The sequence below is a fragment of the Thalassolituus sp. genome (assembly GCF_984348125.1).
In genome coordinates this window covers 85932-104552 of sequence record NZ_CFHJLR010000012.1, presented here as the reverse complement: position 1 = coordinate 104552, position 18621 = coordinate 85932, and the positions used below count along the sequence as shown (strand labels likewise).

Annotated in this window: 18 protein-coding genes; 7 read left to right on the top strand and 11 right to left on the bottom strand. The window is 52.2% G+C overall.

The window, feature by feature from the left end:
- The first annotated feature begins 127 nt into the window (after nt 1-127).
- Complete coding sequence (locus AC5E51_RS10265; protein ID WP_068442183.1) at nt 128-673, top strand: helix-turn-helix domain-containing protein; 546 nt, start codon at nt 128-130, stop codon at nt 671-673.
- A gap of 54 nt (nt 674-727) precedes the next feature.
- Nucleotides 728-2749, top strand: coding sequence for an ATP-binding protein (locus tag AC5E51_RS10260; protein ID WP_491778535.1), 2022 nt, complete (start codon nt 728-730; stop codon nt 2747-2749).
- On the opposite strand, the gene AC5E51_RS10255 is transcribed toward AC5E51_RS10260, so the two are convergent.
- Nucleotides 2721-3113 (bottom strand): hypothetical protein, encoded by a 393-nt coding sequence (locus AC5E51_RS10255; protein WP_301389089.1) that lies wholly within the window; start codon nt 3111-3113, stop codon nt 2721-2723. The genes AC5E51_RS10260 and AC5E51_RS10255 overlap by 29 nt on opposite strands.
- 89 nt (nt 3114-3202) lie before the next feature.
- Here AC5E51_RS10255 and AC5E51_RS10250 point away from each other — a divergent pair, with 89 nt between their 5' ends.
- On the top strand, nt 3203-4372 hold the full coding sequence (locus AC5E51_RS10250; RefSeq protein ID WP_068442172.1) for a 1-acyl-sn-glycerol-3-phosphate acyltransferase: 1170 nt from the start codon (nt 3203-3205) through the stop codon (nt 4370-4372).
- Between the two features lie 48 nt (nt 4373-4420).
- On the opposite strand, the gene AC5E51_RS10245 is transcribed toward AC5E51_RS10250, so the two are convergent.
- Together AC5E51_RS10245 and AC5E51_RS10240 are read right to left on the bottom strand one after the other, a co-directional pair.
- Nucleotides 4421-5215, bottom strand: a complete 795-nt coding sequence (locus AC5E51_RS10245; RefSeq protein WP_068434731.1) for a tetratricopeptide repeat protein — start codon at nt 5213-5215, stop codon at nt 4421-4423.
- 108 nt (nt 5216-5323) lie between these two features.
- Complete coding sequence (locus tag AC5E51_RS10240) at nt 5324-6217, bottom strand: response regulator (protein ID WP_301378158.1); 894 nt, start codon at nt 6215-6217, stop codon at nt 5324-5326.
- 159 nt (nt 6218-6376) lie between these two features.
- Here AC5E51_RS10240 and AC5E51_RS10235 point away from each other — a divergent pair, with 159 nt between their 5' ends.
- On the top strand, nt 6377-7243 hold the full coding sequence (locus tag AC5E51_RS10235) for a cation diffusion facilitator family transporter (RefSeq protein WP_491778534.1): 867 nt from the start codon (nt 6377-6379) through the stop codon (nt 7241-7243).
- Between the two features lie 158 nt (nt 7244-7401).
- Nucleotides 7402-8244 (top strand): hypothetical protein, encoded by an 843-nt coding sequence (locus AC5E51_RS10230; RefSeq protein WP_491778533.1) that lies wholly within the window; start codon nt 7402-7404, stop codon nt 8242-8244.
- Here the strand turns inward: AC5E51_RS10230 and AC5E51_RS10225 are convergent.
- Complete coding sequence (locus tag AC5E51_RS10225; RefSeq protein ID WP_301378155.1) at nt 8231-8827, bottom strand: alpha-ketoglutarate-dependent dioxygenase AlkB family protein; 597 nt, start codon at nt 8825-8827, stop codon at nt 8231-8233. The two genes, AC5E51_RS10230 and AC5E51_RS10225, sit on opposite strands and share 14 nt — an antisense overlap.
- 1 nt (nt 8828) lies before the next feature.
- Nucleotides 8829-9779 carry a cysteine synthase A gene (cysK, locus tag AC5E51_RS10220; protein ID WP_301378154.1) on the bottom strand — a complete coding sequence of 317 codons (951 nt, stop codon included), beginning with the start codon at nt 9777-9779 and terminating at the stop codon, nt 8829-8831.
- 83 nt (nt 9780-9862) lie between these two features.
- Here cysK and AC5E51_RS10215 point away from each other — a divergent pair, with 83 nt between their 5' ends.
- Nucleotides 9863-11128 carry a GGDEF domain-containing protein gene (locus AC5E51_RS10215; RefSeq protein WP_491778532.1) on the top strand — a complete coding sequence of 422 codons (1266 nt, stop codon included), beginning with the start codon at nt 9863-9865 and terminating at the stop codon, nt 11126-11128.
- Nucleotides 11129-11148: 20 nt separating this feature from the next.
- Here the strand turns inward: AC5E51_RS10215 and yihG are convergent, their stop codons facing one another.
- From yihG to AC5E51_RS10190, 5 genes are read right to left on the bottom strand one after another with little or no spacing between them, the layout of a single operon-like run.
- Nucleotides 11149-12033, bottom strand: a complete 885-nt coding sequence (yihG, locus tag AC5E51_RS10210; protein WP_301389078.1) for a 1-acylglycerol-3-phosphate O-acyltransferase, YihG family — start codon at nt 12031-12033, stop codon at nt 11149-11151.
- 10 nt (nt 12034-12043) lie between these two features.
- On the bottom strand, nt 12044-14158 hold the full coding sequence (pta, locus tag AC5E51_RS10205; RefSeq protein ID WP_301389076.1) for a phosphate acetyltransferase: 2115 nt from the start codon (nt 14156-14158) through the stop codon (nt 12044-12046).
- A complete protein-coding gene (locus tag AC5E51_RS10200) occupies nt 14151-15335 on the bottom strand; it encodes an acetate/propionate family kinase (protein ID WP_488045577.1) in 1185 nt (394 codons plus the stop codon). The genes pta and AC5E51_RS10200 overlap by 8 nt, the downstream gene beginning before the upstream one ends.
- Nucleotides 15336-15372: 37 nt before the next feature.
- Nucleotides 15373-15708 carry a PilZ domain-containing protein gene (locus AC5E51_RS10195; protein ID WP_273087670.1) on the bottom strand — a complete coding sequence of 112 codons (336 nt, stop codon included), beginning with the start codon at nt 15706-15708 and terminating at the stop codon, nt 15373-15375.
- The gene (locus tag AC5E51_RS10190; protein ID WP_068434751.1) at nt 15705-16499 is read right to left on the bottom strand and encodes a glucosaminidase domain-containing protein; all 795 of its coding nucleotides are present in this window, start codon (nt 16497-16499) and stop codon (nt 15705-15707) included. The genes AC5E51_RS10195 and AC5E51_RS10190 overlap by 4 nt, the downstream gene beginning before the upstream one ends.
- A gap of 334 nt (nt 16500-16833) precedes the next feature.
- On the opposite strand from AC5E51_RS10190, the gene AC5E51_RS10185 reads away from it, so the two are divergent.
- Nucleotides 16834-17772 (top strand): diguanylate cyclase domain-containing protein, encoded by a 939-nt coding sequence (locus tag AC5E51_RS10185; RefSeq protein ID WP_068434753.1) that lies wholly within the window; start codon nt 16834-16836, stop codon nt 17770-17772.
- A gap of 35 nt (nt 17773-17807) precedes the next feature.
- Here the strand turns inward: AC5E51_RS10185 and AC5E51_RS10180 are convergent, their stop codons facing one another.
- Entirely contained in the window at nt 17808-18563 is a 756-nt protein-coding gene (locus AC5E51_RS10180) for a GNAT family N-acetyltransferase (protein WP_068434755.1), read from the bottom strand.
- Nucleotides 18564-18621: the final 58 nt, after the last annotated feature.

Sequence of the window (18621 nt, the reverse complement as noted above, 5' to 3'; positions counted from 1 at the left end):
TGTAGAAGTGTAGTTCGACGCTTTTTGGCTCGGAACAAGAACTCTGTAAATTCCTGTTAATTTTTCCTTGCAAACGCAGAAGGCTATCTATACTGGATTTAGTGTAGTTACCTATCGAGAGATTGCTGTGAGGGAAAAACAAGCGCTGACAACAGGTGAAGTCGCCAAATACTGCGGAGTTAACTTCCGTACAGTGATCCGTTGGATCGAACGCGGCCACCTGGATGCATACAAACTGCCCGGCCGTGGCGATAACCGAATACCGGTAGAGAGCTTTGTTGATTTCCTCAACAATAACAATATGCCGGTTCCGGAAGAGCTCGACAGTGGCGGACATAAACTCGTACTGCTGGCGGACGTTGATGAGGTCTCGACAGAGATCGCCTCCTGCGTCCGGCGGGCTGGCTGGGATCTTCTGGTGACGCAGGACCCTGTCCACTTTGGCTTTCTGATCAGTCAGAACCAGCCGGCGGCCATTGCGATTACCCGACCGGAATTCGAAGAGTCGGTGAGGCGCGTGGTGCGTGACGGTGACCACAAAGAGATGTTGTGTATCTCTATATGTGGCTCGGGCGATGGCGCTCAAGGGCTCAAGGACGGATGGCTTCATCTGCGCTGGCCGCAGGATCAGCAGCAGTTCATTCTGCAGCTGACCAGTAATCAGGCAGCATGATGTAGCCGGGCATTCAGCCCCGTCCTGTCCGTGATTTCCGGGAGCGTAATGTCAATGTACTGGACGTATGTGATAATTATTGCGCTTCTTGCTGCTGTTATGGTTCTCCTGACCCGGCTTTCTCAGCAGCGTATTTCACTTGTCGATCTACAGCGCGAGAAAGACCGCGCTGACATCCTCTGGAGGCATTTTCCTGGCGTTGTCGCTGAAATTCGCCCTGATGGCACTATCATGAGTGCCGGAACCGGTATCCACACCCCTGGGGCAGACCGCCTGATTAAAGGGGAGCAGGTTCAAAGCTTTCTCTCGGGTGAGGCTCTCAGTACATTCAGCCAACGCCTGAAAGAATCTGTGGTTTCCCGCCAGCCCGTGTCCTATTACCTCTGTGTTGATGCTGATGACACGATCGTACACCTGCGCAATGAACTTGTACCTGTTATACGTGATGGCCGGGTTAAGTCTTTATTAATCATCAGCAGTGATATAACTGAGCTGAAGGAAGTCGAAGAAAAGCTGAAGACGGAGAAAGCGATTGCTGAGTCCGGATACCAGGCCAAGCGTCGCTTTCTGGCCAGTATGAGCCACGAGATCCGGACGCCACTGAACGGCATGCTTGGTGCTCTCAGCCTGTTGGGCGGAACCCCCCTTAGCCCTCATCAGAAAGGCTACCTTCATAACCTGCAACAAGGTGCAGATCATCTCCTCGCCATCGTTAATGACGCGCTTGATGTCTCCAGGATTGAGAGTGGTCACCTGCAGTTGGTGAGGGAGGAGTTTGATCTGCCAGCCCTGGCGCAGAGGGTTTTGGGAATTGTTCAGGGAAAGGCCTCTGAAAAGAGGATCGCGCTGCAGCTATTCTGCGACGATGACGTTCCGGGGCGGGTTATTGGTGATCCTCTCAGGGTCAGTCAGATTCTTATTAACCTGCTTAACAATGCCTTGAAGTTCACCGACAAAGGTCATGTCATATTGCGGCTCGTGAATTCTGATAAAGATGGAGACACGATACGATTTTCGGTAGAGGATACAGGCACTGGCATTGAGCCATCACGGGCTCCGTATCTTTTTGATGAATACAGTGCGGCCCACGATGAACGCTCCAGGGCGCTTGGCGGCACGGGCTTAGGCCTGAACATCTGCAAACGCCTTGTTGAAGCAATGGGCGGAAATATTGGCGTGGCCAGTACGCCCGGTATCGGTTCCTGCTTCTGGATGAACATCCCGTTAGCTGCGACCCAGGAGGGAGTTACGACTTCTGCGGACCTGAAATTTCGTGACAGGACACTTTGGGTGGCTGACTCCTACGCGGTAAATCGCTCCTTCGTTATGGGGGTTGCCGGACGCATGGGCATGAATGTGCGTGGCTTCGATCGCCTCAGGGACTGTATTTCAGCCTTGCTGGTGGATAAGCCTGACGTACTTGTTCTGTCACGCCGTTTTTTTGCGGCACCTGATATGCAGCTTCAGTATGACTCTCTGGGAGACGTCAAGTTGTGCGTCAGCTGCGATGAAAGTTTTTCTGAGAATTGGCAGCCTCCGGCTGAGCTTGTTCATGGTGCCTGGGCCTGGCCAATGGACCATCGCCATCTGAGTTCGCTCTTAGGTCGGGTCCTTGAATCAGAGCCTGCGGGTGACCAGGTGATCCGGCCGCCGGGCACGGAATCAAAGCAGGTAGTTCGCTCCTCCCTCTACTTGTTACAGGTTCTTCTTGTTGAAGATAACCCAGTGAATCAGAAGGTTCTGGAGCAGCTACTGAAGCGGCAGCAGTGTCAGGTGATTGTACGCAGTAGTGGTGTCGAAGCTATTGAATATCTGACCAACAACTCTGGTACTGAGCTGGTCATTATGGATCGGCATATGCCCGGTATCGACGGCATAGAAACCATGCGACGCATCCACGCATTGCCGGGGTACGAGACTTTGCCGGTCGTCGCTTTGTCTGGAGATGCTCTGGAGGAGCAAAAGCTCGAGTTTCTTCAGGCGGGAGCGATTGACTATCTGCTTAAACCAGTGAGCCCAAAGCGCCTGAAGCAGCTGGTTGACAGCTTCAGGTCAGAGCATCGCCGTGCGGTATAAAGCGGTTGTCCGTTTCTGCTTTCATCTTGCGTACGATGTCTTTTTCCGGTTTCCGCCCTTGCGATTTCAGGTATCGGAAGATGCGAATTGCCGGGTTGTTCGCGCCAGACTCAAAACCACTCAGCGTCTGTTCTGCACGAATATAGAAAAAAGCAATATTAATAAGCTCAGCGTCCGCAAGATCTGAGAGAGATTGTTCCCAGTCACTCTGGCTGCTACGAATCCAGTTCGCCGCCCGATTTCTGAGTTGTTCCGCTGCGCTGGCGGGATTGTCTGCAGCGGCTGCAAGCTGTCGCAACTCGTTGCTCGTCGGAACGGCCTCAGTCTCTGTTGTGGTCGCTGACGGGTTCCATTCACCGATCATACATTCTACTCCGCAGTTTTCTGCCGTTGCTCTGTCGTATATGGTAGCGATATTACCACAGAGCGAAACAGGTCGGGACGCAGGGCATCATGAGTGACATTGAAGAAGATCGTTATCATGACATACGGCCATATAAGGACGAGGAAGTCAGGCAGGTTCTGGAAAGATTAGGGCAGTCTTTTGAACTACATCGGGCGCTGGTGTCCTATCGCTTTGCCCGATATCCGCAATGGCTGCAGCGAATACTGGCTCGGATGGTTGGCTGGCAGCTTCGTCGCCATTTTGCACCAATGACAACCGTAGATGCCTTTCAGGGATGGTTGAAAGACTGGATAACAGCCCTGATAGACTCGACCACTGCAAATGTGGAGGTTCATGGCCTGGACCTTCTGAACAAGGGCCAGTCGTATCTTTGGCTGTCCAATCACCGCGATATTGCCATGGACCCCACGCTGATAGGTTACGCCCTTGTCTCGTCTGGGTGGCCAACAGCAAGAATTGCGATTGGCGATAATCTGCTGGCCAATCCGGTACTGGCGGATCTGATGAGGCTGAACAAAAGCTTTATCGTTAAACGTTCAGTTTCAGACCGTCGGGCACGGCTAAAGGAATTTCAGAAACTGTCAGGTTATATCCGCCACTCACTCGAGGATGGCCACTCTGTCTGGCTTGCACAAAGAGAAGGGAGGGCGAAAGATAATCTTGATCACACGGATACCGCAGTTCTTAAAATGCTGTCTCTTAGCGGGCGGGATGACCGGCTCACTTTCGCTGAAACTTTGCAGCGGCTGCGGCCAGTACCTGTATTAGTTCAGTACGAGTGGGATCCTTGTGATGTATTGAAAGCCCGCGAACTGGTGGCACTGGAGGAGAACGGTGTTTACAAAAAATCTGAAGGAGAGGACACACACAGTATTCTCCTTGGTATGAAAGGGCAGAAGGGCAATATCCGTATTTGCTTTGGGCGACCCCTGGCGATGGCTGACATGCAGGACGCGAACCTGATGGCAGCAGCAACTGACCGGGAGATTGATCTGATGAAAAAACTGTTTCCGGTTAATTATGCGGCTTTACGCTTGCTGCAGAGTGAGCACCAGCTCTATCAGGACCTGAACTGGCAGTGCCCTGTTGGTATGGAACTACCGTTGAATGAGTTGAGTATGCGGTGTTCGGGAGAGCCGACCGCAGTGAAGATCAGAATGTTAAAAACTTACGCCGCGGCATTGATCAGCCGCTTGTCGAGCCCGAGTAATCAGTAATTATCCGGCGTCTTAATCGCCGGATAATTACCAAATCTACCCGCTGCACTATTGCGCGTTCAGAAGCTCAGTAATACGAAGGTCAACGTTTGGACGAATACTGACGTCAGGGAACTCCTCAGTAATCATACGGAAGTATTCCAGTGCCTTCAGACGACTACTCTGGGAGTTGTATGGGCTCATGTAAATCAGTCCCATCTGGTAAAGAGCTTTAGATCGGATCTCTTTTCCTGACGCCTCATTCTCATAAACGATGGTGTATACGGTAACGGCTTCTTCGATGCGGTCTTCAGTAATCGCACGTTCACTCATCGGATTCAGTTCATCGTCATATGGAATGTTTGGTCTTGACAGTAATTCCTCACGATTCAGATTATTCAGAAGTTCTTTTGCTGGCACGAAAACCGGATTTTCTGCGCGTTGGTTGAGCTCTGCAAGGTGCGATTGGATGCGGCTGGAAATACGTGAAGACGGGAATTCCTGGCGGTGTTTCGTGAAAAACTCACGTGCCTTGGCGTCATCACGCTGATCATTGAAGCGATTCATGTAAATCAGGCCAATCTGGTACAGAGCTAACGATTTCATGTTATCGCTGTAATCCGGGTTGTTGTAACCCATCATGTAGGTATCGACCGCTTTTTCAGTCTGGCCGCGTGCAATTGCCTGAATGGAAAAGGTTAGTAAGTCTGGCTCGTCTCTCAAAGCCGCAGCTGCTCGGAGGCGAATGTTTTCTTCATATTTAGCGACTTCATACGCTCCTGCGCCCGCGACGGCAAGTGGTGCCGGTGCAGCACATGAAGCAAGTAAAAAAGGTGTGACGATAAGTAGCAGACGGATCAGCATAGTTATATCCCTGTTGTTGTCATAATGCCCACTGGATCAGAGTAAGCTTGTAGCCAGTCTAAATTGATGACAACGGGAAGGAAAGTCAGTTCATCGGGAAAGCGTAGATCAGCGTATCACCGATGCGGCCAGGACCGCGGCAAGAACACCGATCGAAGCCCCGGCAATGGCTGCTCGCAAAGCAGTGGATCTGACCATTCTGACGGTGGCTCGACGGTGATCCTCGAGTGCAGAATCAAAAGCCATTTTCTGAACCTGAAGCTTGCTGGTCAGTTCATCAGTGGCACGTTTTACCATACGGTCTGCGACGGCAGCGGCCAGTTTCTGGTTCGCTGTTTTAGTTCGGTTAAATAGTCGTTCAGATTCAAACTCCGCATCCAGCTCTTTCTGAACTTCGCCGACTTGTTGCTGTAGTTGGCGGCGCATTACTTCAAGCTGATGACGCTGGTGCTGCTGAAGTTGAGAGGCAGTGGTGTCAATGCCAGCGGTAATTTCTCCTTTGGCCTCCGTCAAGGCACTTCTGAGGTGCTTCTGTACCAGGCGGTCAATCTCTACTAAGGGAATAGAAGCAGTAGGCAAAGTAGTCACGTCCTTATTCGCGTCATTTGCAGCGGGCTTGTCGAGAGAGCGAATGACTGCCATGACGGCTTCCTGATCCGCTGGTTTGCAAAGAACACCGTTGGCGCCTTTCTGCAGTGCAATCCGGAAATAGTCTTCGCCGTCTTTCGACGTATACATGATGGTAGGGATGGCAGAGGTCTTGGGATTTGCCCGAATCATCTGGGTGGCCTCAAGCCCATCCATTCCCGGCATCATATGATCCATGAATATGATGTCTGGCTGACGATGCTCAAGGAAAGCTAATGCAGCTTCGGCGCTCTCGACAGTGTCGACGTTTACCTGAATGCGAGCGAGGAGTCTTTGCAGCACCAGGCGTGCAGACTTGGAGTCATCAACAATGAGGGCACTTTTTATCAGCATGGCTATATTATTGTTATGCAAAAATGCAATCTTTAGTCGATTCCATATCGAAATCAAGGATTTATTACGCCTAACTTGAACCAGGTCACAGGGGGGGAGTGTGAGAATGGCCCGGGGAGCATCAGAAATTGAATGGATCTGGCATAATAGATAAGCGAGATATCTGGCAGGGGGCCAATAATGACAGTACAAGACCATGGGCATTTAATTAAGCGGGCTGCTGTAGCGTCTCTGGTGACTGCGACAGTTCTGTTGCTTTCAAAAGCCGCGGCGTGGTCTGCCAGCGACTCGGCAAGTGTTCTGTCCTCTCTGCTTGATAGTCTGATGGACATTGCAGCCTCCCTGATCAACTTTTTCGCAATACGTTACGCATTAATGCCACCAGATGACGAACATCCTTTTGGTCATAGCAAAGCAGAAGGACTTGCTGCATTAATGCAGTCAGCTTTTATCCTTGGCTCGGCGACTATGTTGCTGCTTCATGTGATCGACCGCTTGCTGAAACCTCAGGAATTAACGGCCCTGCCGGAAAGTATTGGTGTGATGGCTTTTTCTACGTTAGCCACTGTATGCCTTGTGATGTACCAACGTTATGTCTGGCGAAAAACCGGATCACTCGCGGTTAAAGCAGACTCGGCACACTATCTCAGTGATATTCTGACTAATATTGCAGTTATCGTTGCGCTTGTCGGTGCTATGTGGGGGGTGTTGTGGCTCGATGCCGTCATTGCGTTACTCGTTGCTGCGATACTGGTGTTCGGAGTTATTACTATCGTTAAAGAGGCTCTTGCCGTACTTATGGATCAGGCACTGGATGCAGATGATGAGGCGGAGCTGATCAATATCATTAATACCACTGAGGGGGTACTGGGTTACCATGACCTGAAGACGCGCCAGTCGGGTGTAGTTCAGTTTGTGCAATTCCACCTTGAGCTTTCGGCAGACCAGTCGTTAAAGCAGGCACATGCAACGGGAGAAGTGCTTGAACAGCGAATTCTGGAGCGTTTTCCGCGAGCTGAAATTCTGATACATCACGATCCTATCTGATGATTCGTAGTGCGTTTTTAACAGCCTCTTTGTTTATAGTCTGTTTATCAGACTGTCTGGCCAGTGACTTTGACGAGCCAACGCTTATTCCCTTCGGAACCGTGTGGCCTGAGCACCCAGAAACTGAAGTAGATGTTCAAACAGAAGTTACTGATGATATGGCAGAACGGTCACGTCGTTGGTTGATTGATCATCTGGATAATCTGTCGGGTGGCATCGACAGTTTTTTCGTTGATCGATTTTTTAACGATGATGTGACCGATATTCAGGGACATGGCAGCCACGCTAAATTCTCTTTTTTTACGCGTCGTGAATTGGGTGACCCAGTGGACTACAAGTTTGGCGTCAGCCTCAATATCGAACTTCCTCATACTAACGACAGATTAAATCTTCTGCTGGAGTCTGAAGATGAGGACGTTCGGGAGTCACAGGTATTAGAAAGCCCGGATAACGTTACCTACAGTTCAGCACTGCGATTTATTATCCAGCAGACAGAGCGTTGGAGCTCGTCGGTTGATGCCGGTATACGCTGGGGAATTCCGCCTGATCCGTTTGTACGCTTTCGGGCTAAGCGTCCCGTGTATTTTGACTACTGGAACTTCACTTTTCGTCAGGAGCTGAATTACTACACCTCAGATGGTTATGGTTCAGTGACGGATCTGACATTTGACCGTCCGATTGATACGCAGCGCTTATTTCGCTATGAAATGGAGAGCGAATATCTCCTGAATAATGATTATTTTACTCTTATGTACGGTGCTGGCCTGTACCATGAAATTAACCCTATTTATGCCTATGCGATTCTGGCAAAAGCAACGGGGGATACGGAATACGGAGCTACGTTTGACGCCTATGAATTCGGCGTGCGTCTGCGTCGACGTATTTATCACGACTGGATGTTTGCTGAGTTACATCCTCAGTATATCTGGACTCGTGAAAATGACTGGGAACCGACGCCGGTACTGATGCTGCGTTTGCAGGCTGAATTCAGACGGCAATAATTCTGCGGAAAGTCAGATTGATGCGCGGCTCTGTTACCCGTGCGCGGCGGGGAAGGGCGTGCTGCCAATCGGACTGCATGCCAGCCTTCATGATGAGCAGGCTACCGTGTTGAAGGGCCAGGCAGTGTGCCTGTCGCGTTGCTCCAGAAGGTCGTAGAGTAAAGTCTCTTGCAGCTCCCAGGCTTACAGAGGCGATCACTGGTGCTTCGCCTAATTCAGGCTCATCGTCGCTGTGCCATCCCATGCTGTCCTGTCCATTGCGATAGAGGTTAAGCAACACCGAGTTAAATTCAACGCCTGCTATTCGGGAGAGGTCTTTCGCTAACGAGGCAAGGTAGTCTGGCCAGATAACAGAAGTGAAGTCTGTTCCTGAATATCGGTAAGTATGAGGGCGATCTCCCATCCAGGCCTGCAGCCGTGGAATCGGGTGTCTTTTTCCGTAGATGGTGATGCTTGGCTGCTGCCAGGCAATGTCAGACAGCAGGCGACTCAGTAATTTATCGCTGTTCCCGCGGGATAACCAATGGGGAAAATATTCCATGCTGCCATCCGGCAGCATGGTTTGCCCGAACAGGTCACTCATCTCAGTTATCGAAGAAACCTTCAAACAGAGGAGAGGTCAGGTAGCGTTCGCCAGAGTCTGGGAGAACGACAACGATGGTCTTGTCTGCATAGGCGGGATCTTCGGCCAGGCGCAGAGCACCAATCATAGCTGCACCGCATGAAATACCCGCGAGAATACCTTCTTCGGACATGAGCCGATGTGCCATTGCCATCGAATCGTCATTGGAGACAGGTTCGACTCTGTCCAGCAATGAAATATCGAGGTTGCCCGGAATAAAGTTGGCGCCAATGCCCTGAATCTTGTGTGGTCCAGGAGTCAGTTCTTCACCTGCAATTTTCTGCGTAATAATGGCTGAGTCAGCAGGTTCAACAGCAACCGCTTCGATAGAGCTCTTCTGGCTCTTAAGGTAGCGGGCACAGCCACTGATCGTGCCACCAGTACCGACACCTGCAACGATAACATCGACGGTTCCGTCGGTATCATTCCAGATTTCCGGACCCGTTGTTTTCTCGTGGATAGCCGGGTTGGCCGGGTTTTCGAACTGTTGCAGCATAATTCGGGAGTCAGGCGACTCGGCCAGAAGTGCTTCTGCTTTCTGAACTGCCCCTTTCATACCTTTAGGACCTTCAGTCAGAACCAGGTTAGCGCCCAGGGCTTTCATGACTTTACGGCGTTCCATGCTCATGGTTTCTGGCATGCATAGGGTGACCTTGTAGCCGCGTGCTGTCGCGACAAAAGCAAGAGCAATACCTGTATTGCCACTGGTCGGCTCGACAATTTCCATGCCGGGCTTGAGAAGCCCATCCTGTTCAGCTTGCCAGACCATGTTGGCGCCGATGCGGCACTTCACAGAATGCGCCGGGTTCCGGTTCTCAAGTTTGGCGTATAAACGTGGGTGTTGCGTCAGTTTACTGATGCGGACGAGTGGGGTGTTGCCAATTGACTGGGTAATGTCGTCGTAGACCTTCATAGTTTCCTCAGTGACAATATTTCTGGTTGGGCTAAACTTAGGCCGATATGTGATGTACTAACGACAGCAAACCGGGAGAGAAGTTGCCCAGTTCCAACGTTCAGCGAGACAGCGATACCTTACGGCCCCTTGAAAGCCAGATCAATATGCTTACAAGCCTGATCGAGCGTAAAAAAGCTGGGGGGCGCTTCCCGGCAGCCCTGGAGGCCAGTTATCAATCGTTTCGTCTACGCCAGTTTTTCAGCGTGGATCTGCGTGTCATCATGTCTGGCCTGCTGGTCTTCGTGGTCTTTGGCTGGGCGGATTTCTCATTTGGAGGTGCCCAGTCAGTCATGTTGTTCAGTGTCAGGGTGCTGATCGCTGTGCTTCTGATGTTGGCTATTATCTGGATTCCCCGCAGTCGCTTTGCACCATACTCTCTCTACGCTCTGGTGGTTGGGGTGTACATATGTTTCCTTTCAGTGCTCTGGAATATATATATCGTTGATCTGCCGTGGGGCTATTTTTACCATCTGGGTATGATTCCCATGCAGGTCTTTGCTTTACTCGGCTTGCGTAGCAACTATCGCGCGATGTTTTCCTGCTCGTTGGCTATGTTGCTGAGTTATACCGCGTTTATCGTGTTGCTGCCGGGCCCTGCGGAGCTAACCGAAGTGAACCGTCTGGCCATGGCCATGGCGCCTTATTACATCCTTTTCTGGGCGATACTCGTCATTATGGCATCCTATTTGTCGTATACGATTGAGTCTGGTACCCGCACTGACTTCATCAAAAACCGCTTATTGGCACTTGAGGCGGATAGGTTGCAATACCTTGGTAGGCGCCTGCAGCAGTTGTCGACGACGGATTCGCTGACAGGGATTGCCAACCGGCGCCATGCAGAGACTCAGCTTTCTGAAGAGTGGAGACGTTGCCTGCGTAGCAATGAGCCTTTGGCGGCTCTGATGATCGATGTTGATTTATTCAAAGCCTATAACGACCAGTATGGCCACCAGCAGGGGGATTCTTGCCTGCGCAGTATTGCGCAGAAAATGGCTGAGTTCTGTCGGCGCCCCGGGGATGTCTGCGCACGTTATGGCGGGGAAGAGTTTATTATCGTTTTGCCTGAGACGACGCTGAATCAAGCCGAAGAACTGGCGCAAGAACTGTGTGAGGCCATCGCGGGCCTGAACATTCCTCATGCCCGCTCTCCTCATAGTGTCGCGACTGTGAGTGTGGGGGTGGCTGCTGAGATTCCCAGAGCAGGCGAAAATTATGAGGGGCTGCTGAAGCGCGCAGACATGGCGCTATATCAGGCCAAAGACAGTGGTCGGAATCAGGTCAAACGCCAGTCAGTTACATCGAGCTGACCGGCGTTTGTGATTGAGTTTTACTGACCGCTACGCAGGGCTTCCAGGCGGGCGTCTTTCTCTTCCCAGAGCTTCTGTACCCATTGCTGAAAATGCAGGCGATAGCTGTCGTCTGTCTCGTAGTCACCATTAATCAATTCGGCTGGAATCGGTTTCTCTTCGACAACGACATTGCAGCGCGGCATTTTACCCTGCATAAAATCCCAGAAGGTTGGAATGCCGTCCGGGTAGTTGATGGTCACGTCCAGTATTGACTGGAACTGATCTCCCATAGCGCTCATGGCGAATGCCATGCCACCCGCTTTGGGCTTCAGCAGGTGTTTGAAAGGCGAGCCGGTTTCATCGTGCTTCTTCTGAGTAAAGCGTGTGCCTTCGAGAAAATTCATCACACTGGTCGGCATGTCTTTGAACTTTTCACAGGCCGCGCGCGTAGTATCCAGATCTTTGCCCTTCATTTCCGGGTGCTTTGCCAGGTACTCTTTGCTGTAACGCTTCATGAATGGGAAATCCAGCGCCCACCAGGCTGCGCCCATGATCGGCACCTTAATCAGTTCCTGCTTGAGGAAGAACTTCAGCAGTGGGATACGGCGATTCAAAGTATGCTGGAGAACCAGAATATCGACCCAGCTCTGGTGATTACTCACGACGAAATACCAGCCGTTACGGCTCAGGTTATCGGGACGCTCTATCGTCCAGTTCATTTTCTGGGTCAGGGTCATCCAACCTGAGTTGCAGCTGATCCAGGCATTGGCGACAGCTGCCAGTAGGTAGGTAAGGAGCTTACGTACCGGAGCGACTGGAATGATCACTTTAAGGAAAGTCAGCGGAAACAGTAAGCACGCCCAGAACAGGGTGTTAATCAAAAGCAGCAGGCTTGCAATAATGCCGGTTACGATCGGTGGCATGTCAGATACCTTATTTCTGATGTTGGGACTGAATCGCTGTCAGGGCGATGGTGTAGACAATGTCTTCTACCAGAGCACCTCGTGACAGGTCATTTACCGGTTTCGCGAGGCCCTGCAGCATCGGTCCGATACTGATGACGTTGGCACTTCGCTGCACCGCTTTATAGGTTGTATTACCTGTGTTCAGATCCGGGAAGATAAGCACGGTTGCCTGTCCTGCTACCGGGCTGTCCGGCGCCTTACTCTTGGCAACGCTGGCGGTGGTGGCCGCATCATATTGCAAAGGCCCATCGACTACCAGATCAGGACGGCGCTCACGTACGATGGCCGTGGCTTCACGGACTTTCTCTACGTCTGCGCCACTACCGGATTCGCCAGTCGAGTACGACAGCATGGCAATGCGTACGGGGATATTCATCTGCCTGGCGGATTCGGCACTCTGAATCGCGATATCCGCCAGCTCTTCCGGGCCAGGGTCCGGGTTCACAGCACAGTCACCGTAGACCAGAACCTGATCTGGCAGGCCCATAAAGAACACAGAAGACACAAGCTTGGCGTTAGGGGCGGTTTTGATCAGCTGCAGAGCCGGGCGGATCGTATTCGCCGTGGTATGAATGGCGCCAGACACCAGGCCATCAACTTCATCCTGTGCCAGCATCATGGTGCCGAGCACGACGTTATCTTCGAGCTGAGCGAGTGCCATGGGCTCTGTCAGATTCTTATGCTTGCGGCGTTCAACCATGCCGGCAACGTACTGATCGCGGACATCGTCCGGATTTACGATGCTGAGATCATCGGGAAGCTCAACTTCCTGCGCCCGCGCAACCTGACGCACGCTTTCCTCGTTGCCGAGCAGAATGCAGTCGGCAATGCCACGGCTCTGACAGATGGCTGCCGCAGCAATGGTTCTTGGTTCTTCTCCTTCCGGGAGCACGATCCGGCGCTTATTGGCTCTGGCGTGAGACACCAGCTGGTGGCGGAAAGCCGCGGGGCTCAGGCGAGGAGTATGTGGCGCACCAATCCGCTCTGCCAAAGTTTCAACATCAAGGTGCTGCGATACCGCATTCATGATGCGTTTAACCCGCTCCGTATCATCAACCGGAACGTGCGTATCCATGTGGGTTAGGGCGCGGGCGGTGGAATAGCTGTCGGTATGAACACTCAGAACAGGAAGGCCGGTTTGCCATGCACGCTCGCACAGATTGTGCAGGGCATCGGTTGGTGTGTATCCCGACGTGAGTAGCAATCCAGCGAGTGGCGTGCCATTGGTCGCTGCCATTGCGCTGGCGACAATAATGTCATCGCGATCTCCTGGGGTCACAACCAGAGTTCCGGGGCGAAGGTGGTCGATCATATTGGTCAGTGTGCGGGCGCAAAGAGTGATGCGTGCCACGCGCCGCTGATCAATGTCGCCCTCACTGATAATGTCTGCGTTCAGCGCACGGGCAATATCAAGCGTACGTGGGCTGAGGAGGTCCGCCTGCCATGGAATGACGCCGAGAACAGGGCAGTCATCAATCGTGATCTGCTCGCACTCTTTGGCGCTACAGCCTGCCGGGGGCATATCCGCAGGAGATTCTTCAGATGTGGGTAATGCGCCATGAATGTCGGGTGCGCCGGCCTTGTTAATAATACAGCCCATCATACTGGCTTTCTTGCCGCCGAAGAGTCCGACCTGCAACTTCAGGTCTGAACGAATCTGGCTTGCACTTTTGCCTTCTGCGCTGGTGACCAGCAAGACGTCTGCCCCCATAGCTTTAGCAATTTCGACATTCAGCTTGGCGGTGTACGGCTCGCTCCGATCTGGTACCAGGCCCTCGATGATCACCACATCGCAGCCTTCTGCGACCTGAGCGTGAAGGCCGACAGCATCTTCCAGCGTACGATCCAGCATGCCATTACTGACCGACTGCTGAACATCTGCCAGTGCCATTGGCTCTGGCGTATCAAGATGGAGAACACTGCGGATAAGCTGTGTAGAGCGCTCATTGGCCGACGAGCCAGGGGCGACCGGTTTCACGAAGCCAACTTTTAGTCCCTGAGCATCAAGTGCCTGAATCAGTCCCAGGCTGATGGTCGTCAGGCCGCTTTCAGTATCGGTTGGGGCGATGAAAATATTAATCATGGTCAGATGTGAGCCTGTATGTGTCCTGCGCGATCATGCGCTCTTCGTCGGTGGGAACTACCATTACCAGGGGGGTGCCCTGTTCACTGATTCGTCCGGTGTCGTTGCCGTTCGATTGGTTAAAGTCGCCGTTCAGGCGATATGGAATATTCTTCCAGCACGCCAGAATACGCTGACGGATATTGGCCGCATGCTCGCCAATACCGCCGGTGAATACGACTGCATCGGTGTGTGTGAAGTTAGTACTGAGTGCGGCGAGCTGGCGGGCGGTGCGGAAACAGAACGTATCGATCGCTCGACGTGCGGCCTCATCACCCTCTGATTCCGCTTCAAGGAGAGTCCGCATATCGTTGCTGAGTCCACCAGAAAGTCCAAGCAATCCACTTTCACGGTTCAGCGTGGTCATCAGATCAGAGAGTGATGTCTCTGTGGTTTCACTCATAAACTCAATCAGCCCTGGGTCAATATCACCACTGCGGGTGCCCATCACCAGGCCCTCGAGGGGAGTCAGCCCCATGGTTGTGTCAATAGATTTGCCCTGGCGGATTGCACAGGCACTGCAGCCATTGCCTAAGTGAGCAATGATCAGATTGAGGTCTTCGGGCGATTGCTGCAACCGCCGTGCAGTCTCGGCAGCAACGAAGCGATAACTGGTGCCGTGAAATCCATAACGACGGACGCCATATTCTTCGTACCAGGCGTAGGGCACGCCATAGAGGTACGTCGACTCAGGGATGGTCTGGTGAAATGCGGTATCAAAGACAGCAACGTTGGGCACGCCCGGGAGTAATTCACCGCAGAGTTCGATCCCCATCAGGTTCATCGGATTATGCAGTGGTGCCAGTCCGGAAACTTTCCTGAGCTCGGCAATGGTGTGCTGATCCAGCGTGCAGCTCTCGATGAAAGATTCGCCGCCATGGACAACCCGGTGACCAATGCCTCTGAGTCCCTTGAGCTGGGATTCCGCGGCCTTGATGAATGCGGTCAGTGCGGCATTGTGATCCATACTTCCCGAGGTCTGAAGTTCGATCTGACCTGAGACAGACAATGAAGCTTGTTCTGTACCCAGGCGCTCGGCGTTAGCCTCTATAACAGGGGTGGTTTCTTCAGCGCTATTGTATAGGGCAAGCTTAAGGGAGGAGCTGCCACAGTTAACTACCAGTACCGAGCCTTCCATCGGTGTATTTATCTCCTGTCCGTAAGGTGAGTCGGGTTTACCCAGGCCGTATATCCTGGCTTGCCAGGTACCCCAGTAATCTCAAGGTGATATCGCCGTCGTGCCTTAAAAGCCGCTCTTTATGGAAGCGGAGGCTGTAACGGCTGCCCTGTGTCCCGGGTTCTGCGCGAACGATCTGAGCCGGGATATTCTTTAATTCATGTTCTGCAGCGGAAATCGTCAGGTTGACCCGGGCGCCGACGGGCATTTGTCCCTGGCTGATGACGGTCATGCCGTCGGTAGAAAGCCAGGTTACGGTGCCTGAGATACTGCGTCGCTTCAGAGGAAGCCAGTGATGACGTATGAGCGTGACCTCGATATGTGACTCTGTCATGAATCAGAGGTTTCCGGCTGATCGTACTTTCCCAGTTTGTTGAATCTGATCATGCTGCGCACTTCATCTATATATTCATGGCCTCGCTCGGAATAACTTTCGAGCCCACCGGCGACCACAGTGCCGCTGGCAAAGCCTTTGTTTTTCATTGCTTCTGAGCGGATACGGCGTAATTCGCGGTACGCGTCATGGCGGTTAATGTTCAACATGTAGCTGCGTACGCTGGCGTAGGGGCTCTTGAAAGAGGCTACCTCGTGGAATGCGTCGCCAGCTCGCTGCTCAGGCACAATACCGCAGCCCTTGCTGAAGCACCACTGACCAAACAGATTGTTACCTTTCACTGCAAACCTTGAGGTTCCCCAGGCTGATTCGTTGGCTGCCTGTGCCATGGCCAGGCTTGGCGGAACCGGAGCTACACGCACTAACAGGCGTTCTACCAGCTTGCTCGTTTCTTTCACGTCTTCGAGTCGGTACTTTGAAGCCAGCGTTTGAAGAAACTCGTTCGCGTCGTCATCCAGCTCGTCGTACTTCCCATACTCCTTGATAGTGAGCAAGGCCGAACGCTCGGCCATGATCTCCCTATTTGCCTCATCGGCCAGGCGTTCGATAAAGGAGAAAAAGGCCTGCTTCTTCTCTTTGACATTGGCGTAAGAGGAAAAGTCCGGGAGTTCCTCTTTACTGATCGTTTTATCTACGGTGAAGTCTGTCGCGACATCTGGTTGATTGCTGCAACCAGAAAACAGAAAAGCCGCCACCGCCAGGCCAGACAGACAGATCGTGCGTACGAACATAGGGAGAAACTCCTGTTGAAAACATAATGTAAGTTTATCAGGTTCCTCTGTGAGGGTTGAAGGTGCCTGTAACAATGGCCTTCTGAAAGCCATCGCAGATGCCTGGAATAGGACAAATCGGGATAAGGCTGACAATATACTGACGGAAAAAAGTGCATAACTTTTAATTTAACTGGCGTCCAGTAATTAAACGTTAAATTTTATTAACAAGCCGCAAGAATACGATATGCTGGCCGATAATATTCAAGGCAGGTTTGAGAGTCTTCAGTGCAGACAGTGAACGGTTTTGCGACTCAGGCCAGCCTAACTTGGACAACGGTCGGGGCACCGGACTATGGCAACAGAACCCATTATTTTAATCGCAGATGAGACTCTGTCTGTGCAGGCTCAGCTCGGTGAAGCGCTGGGTAAGAGAGTATCACTGGTCAGTGCAATGAATCAGGAACAGTTGGACTACTGGATAGACCAGCCGGAGCGTAAGCCAGATCTGCTGGTCGTCGATCAGAGTTTTACCGGACAACAACTGTCACGATTCTGCCACTACTGGACGCAGGACCCTGAAACCCGTCAGATCGGCCTGATTGTGATGGGCCCTGACGATGACGATGTTGAAATATCTTCGCTGGGTGCAGGCGCCGATGCGTATCTCCGCAAGCCGCTAAATTCGCAGTTGTGTCGTATCCGGATTGATCAGCTGCTGGCAGCGCGTAAGGAAATGCAGCGGCTTGAATCGCTCTCCGTGACTGATGGCCTGACGGGTATCGCCAACCGTCGGTATTTTGATGACTTTCTCAAGGCTGAATGGTTGAGAGCGAAGCGTGAGGGCGGCAACATAGGTTTGATCATGGTGGATATTGACCACTTCAAAGCGTTCAACGACCACTACGGTCACCTCGAAGGAGATCATTGTCTACAGAAAGTAGCCACGACGCTCAAAGAGCAGGCTCAACGGCCGCGGGATCTTGTTGCACGGTTTGGTGGTGAAGAGTTTGCTATTGTTCTGCCATCCATTCATTTTGATGGCATGAAAGTGGTGGCGGATCGAATCCGTTCTTCACTGACAGAAGCAGCCATGCCTCACGAAGCGTCGGATACCAGTGATATTCTGACGGTAAGCATGGGACTGGCATGGGCAGAGCCGTCTTCGTCTGACAGTATGGAAGCCTTGATTGAAGCAGCAGATGAAGCCTTGTATGCGGCTAAAGCAGGCGGGCGCAATCGTTACAGCGAGACGGTTGATCTTGCTTCTATCCGGTCGTTGATGACCAATTGAAAGACAGGGGGCAATTAGCCCCACTGTCGGTTTCTTCAGCCGCGCAGAATGCGGCTGAGGAAGCGGTAGTTCATATCTTCCCGGCGCAGCAGAATCATAGCGTCGGCGACTCCGAAGTCTGCATCCAGGTACGGTTCACCACAGATTTTTACGCCAATTCTCAGGTAGGCCTTCAGCAATGACGGAACCAGGGACTTACCGTCGAGTTCAGTATTGGTCGCAGGCACCGGAATTTTGGGAACAGCGCGCAGGTTGTCAGGGGTCATATGTTTTTCACGCAGATGATCCATGATGGCGTTGGCTTGTTCGAAGCCACCGGATACAGGAATTGAACAGCAACCCATCAGGTAGTCGATGCGGTTCACTTCCATATACTCTGCAAGGAATCCCCAGAGATAGCCAATGGCGGCACCCGTGCGGAAATCAGGATCAACACAGGTACGACCGATTTCCATGTACGTCTTGCCCGGTTTCAGGACTTTACTCAGGTCAAACTCGGTAGACGAATAGAAGCCGCCGGCGCGGGCTGCCAGGTCATTGGTCAGGATACGACTGTAGGCAACGACGGTATCGGTATCGTTGTCCTTTACGATCAGGTGCATGCAGATGTCATCGAAACGATCTTTATCGATGCCCATGTCCGCGCCTTGAACGTCGGCACCCATGTCTTCGGCAAAAACACGGTAACGGAGCTCAAGCGCCTGACGAATCTCACGCGGATCTGAAGTAATGCGTGCCACCATGCCGGTTGCTGGCTCTGTGGCTCTCAGTTGGGCATTAGACTGTGCCATGTGTTTTCCTGTTTCTTTTTTCACGCCGGAATTTATAACAGTTCTGTGACAAACGGAT

Bases quoted from the DNA above. Each gene is read 5' to 3' on its own strand.
- AC5E51_RS10195 (WP_273087670.1), bottom strand. From the start codon at position 15,708: ATGACAGAGTCACATATCGAGGTCACGCTCATACGTCATCACTGGCTT.
- AC5E51_RS10200 (WP_488045577.1), bottom strand. From the start codon at position 15,335: ATGGAAGGCTCGGTACTGGTAGTTAACTGTGGCAGCTCCTCCCTTAAG.
- AC5E51_RS10255 (WP_301389089.1), bottom strand. From the start codon at position 3,113: ATGATCGGTGAATGGAACCCGTCAGCGACCACAACAGAGACTGAGGCC.
- AC5E51_RS10180 (WP_068434755.1), bottom strand. From the start codon at position 18,563: ATGGCACAGTCTAATGCCCAACTGAGAGCCACAGAGCCAGCAACCGGC.
- AC5E51_RS10190 (WP_068434751.1), bottom strand. From the start codon at position 16,499: ATGTTCGTACGCACGATCTGTCTGTCTGGCCTGGCGGTGGCGGCTTTT.
- cysK (WP_301378154.1), bottom strand. From the start codon at position 9,779: ATGAAGGTCTACGACGACATTACCCAGTCAATTGGCAACACCCCACTC.
- AC5E51_RS10185 (WP_068434753.1), top strand. From the start codon at position 16,834: ATGGCAACAGAACCCATTATTTTAATCGCAGATGAGACTCTGTCTGTG.
- pta (WP_301389076.1), bottom strand. From the start codon at position 14,158: ATGATTAATATTTTCATCGCCCCAACCGATACTGAAAGCGGCCTGACG.
- AC5E51_RS10235 (WP_491778534.1), top strand. From the start codon at position 6,377: ATGACAGTACAAGACCATGGGCATTTAATTAAGCGGGCTGCTGTAGCG.
- yihG (WP_301389078.1), bottom strand. From the start codon at position 12,033: ATGCCACCGATCGTAACCGGCATTATTGCAAGCCTGCTGCTTTTGATT.
- AC5E51_RS10245 (WP_068434731.1), bottom strand. From the start codon at position 5,215: ATGCTGATCCGTCTGCTACTTATCGTCACACCTTTTTTACTTGCTTCA.
- AC5E51_RS10230 (WP_491778533.1), top strand. From the start codon at position 7,402: ATGGCAGAACGGTCACGTCGTTGGTTGATTGATCATCTGGATAATCTG.
- AC5E51_RS10225 (WP_301378155.1), bottom strand. From the start codon at position 8,827: ATGAGTGACCTGTTCGGGCAAACCATGCTGCCGGATGGCAGCATGGAA.
- AC5E51_RS10260 (WP_491778535.1), top strand. From the start codon at position 728: ATGTACTGGACGTATGTGATAATTATTGCGCTTCTTGCTGCTGTTATG.
- AC5E51_RS10250 (WP_068442172.1), top strand. From the start codon at position 3,203: ATGAGTGACATTGAAGAAGATCGTTATCATGACATACGGCCATATAAG.